General features: G+C 32.3%; 3 protein-coding genes and 1 pseudogene. 1 reads left to right on the plus strand and 3 read right to left on the minus strand.

Going from position 1 to position 2,152, the window contains the following annotated elements; all coding sequences use genetic code 11:
• Window positions 1-119 precede the first annotated feature (119 nt).
• The 3 genes and pseudogenes from ACFFIT_RS02020 to ACFFIT_RS02030 form a co-directional block, all read right to left on the minus strand.
• A complete protein-coding gene (locus ACFFIT_RS02020; RefSeq protein WP_385875914.1) occupies window positions 120-293 on the minus strand; it encodes a hypothetical protein in 174 nt (57 codons plus the stop codon).
• An 82-nt stretch (window positions 294-375) separates the two neighbouring features.
• Complete coding sequence (locus ACFFIT_RS02025; protein WP_385875916.1) at window positions 376-552, minus strand: transposase; 177 nt, start codon at window positions 550-552, stop codon at window positions 376-378.
• Between the two features lie 567 nt (window positions 553-1,119).
• A pseudogene (locus ACFFIT_RS02030) lies at window positions 1,120-1,827 on the minus strand (IS3 family transposase); the annotation flags it as partial.
• A 71-nt stretch (window positions 1,828-1,898) separates the two neighbouring features.
• Here ACFFIT_RS02030 and ACFFIT_RS02035 point away from each other — a divergent pair.
• Window positions 1,899-2,152, plus strand: a 254-nt coding sequence (locus tag ACFFIT_RS02035) for a transposase (protein WP_385875918.1), incomplete at its 3' end; no start/stop codon positions are given.

The raw sequence follows: 2,152 nt of genomic DNA on the forward strand, positions 1-2,152 counted from the left end.
ATTTTGCAAATTCATTCTTTTGCTGTGGGGTAAAATTAACACGAATTTTTTTAGGTTCTGTTGTCAGAATATAGTCTCCTATTTTTTGTTATTATAGACTAAAGATGATTACAGGAAAATCATACCACCATAGCTTTATTTTTATTTTTCCTTTTTAAATCAGCTTCTAGCTCCTTGTTCTTATCCTTAAGTGTTTTTAATTCAGCTGTTTGTACATTACTGTTTTTCTTTTCAGAACTCTCAATAAACTCCCTTTTCCAAGACTTTAATTGATGTTCAAAAATGCCTTTCATACGGCACCATTGGCTGAGTTCTTCGCCAGTTAAAGCATGAGATTCTGCAATGGCTAATAATTTTTCTTGAGCTGGCCAGTGTTTACCTATCAGAAGAGAGTTGATTTAATTCTTCTCTATGGTTTCTAAACCAAGCATCTAAAGAGCTTTGGGATATATTGATTTCTTTAGCTATATCTTTCAGAGAACGATCTCCTCTGTTATTAGCTAATTTAATTGCATTCATTTTAAATTCATCTGAAAATTTTGGGTTAGCCATTTTTCTAAATCTCCTATTATTTAATGATAGTGTACTATAAAATTATTAATAACTATCCTAGTTCATAGGGGTAATAACAGAACTTTAAACATCATGATAAGCGCTTAAGCCGATGCTCCTAAACGATTTTTTTATTGGCTATGAGCACATTCAATAGGTTAATAATTTGCTCCCAACCAATGAGTGTATTTATCGTATCAAACTCTTCAAAAGCTTTATGTTGTTTAATACTATTATTAGTGAATTAAAGCTAGGTTGAATATTTCCACAACACAAGTCTTTAGCTTATAGAATTAATTTTGTTAATTATATATTTATTAGTGTAAAAATAAATAGATTGAATATCACACATAAATTCAAGGCTCTCATTTAGGGTGCTTTATTCTTATTTTTATTCTATCAACTTTATCATTTCGTATTTGAAACCTTAGACTATAAGGCCCTAGAGAATACAATATCTCGTCATTAATTTTTTCAAATTCAATGTCTCGATAGTTAGCCATAATTTTAGATAAAGGATTTCTGTAATACCCCCATTTTTAACTCGAATTAAAAATAGAAACTTTGTTAATTTAGTTTAAATTTAGGTGGTACATGGCCTATTGCTGAATGTGGCCTTTCGTTATTGTACATCCATAGCCACTGGGTCGCAATATTCTGAGCTTCATACAAACTATCGAACAAATACATATCCAATAATTCTTCCCGAACGGTTCTATTAAAACGCTCTACATAAGCATTTTGTGTTGGTTTACCAGGTTCAATATAAAGTAATTGAATGCCTTCTTTTTTAGCCCAATCTCTCAGTTTACCACTAATATATTCTGGCCCATTATCACATCTTAAGATTTTGGGTTTTCCCCTCCACTCGATAATCCGCTTTAATGAATCAATAACACGATCACTTGATAGTGAAAAATCAATATCTAGACATAACCCTTCACGATTAAAATCATCAATCACATTAAACGTCCTTATTCCTTTACCCGTCGATAAAGCATCTGACATAAAGTCCATTGACCAAACGACATTGGGTTGCTCTGGGATAGCAAGTGCATCAGGATTATCACGTTTAATCCTCTTTCTAGGTTTTATCCGAAGATTGAGTTCAAGTTCACAATAAATACGATAAACACGCTTATGGTTCCAAGTCCTACCTTTGACGTTGCGTAAGTAGTCAAAACAGAGTTTAAATCCCCATCGCTTATGTTCATCAATAAGTTGAAGTAACTCATCAGCTATCTGAACATTTTCATCTGATAATCTGGCCGAATAGCCCTATCAATTAGGATAGTTGTTAATAATTTTATAGTACACTATCATTAAATAATAGGAGATTTAAAAATATGGCTAACCCAAAATTTTCAGATGAATTTAAAATGAATGCAATTAAATTGGCTAATAACAGAGGAGACCGGTCTCTGAAAGATGTAGCCAAAGAACTCAATATATCCAAAAGCTCTTTAGATGCTTGGCTTAGAAATCATAGAGAACAATTAAATCAACTCTCTTCAGATAGTAGACAGTGGTCAGGTCAAGAAAAATTATTAGCCATTGCAGAATCTCATGCTTTAACTGGCGAAGAACTCAGCCAATGGTG

It is taken from the genome of Thorsellia kenyensis (genome assembly GCF_042432445.1).
Lineage (GTDB): Bacteria > Pseudomonadota > Gammaproteobacteria > Enterobacterales > Thorselliaceae > Thorsellia > Thorsellia kenyensis.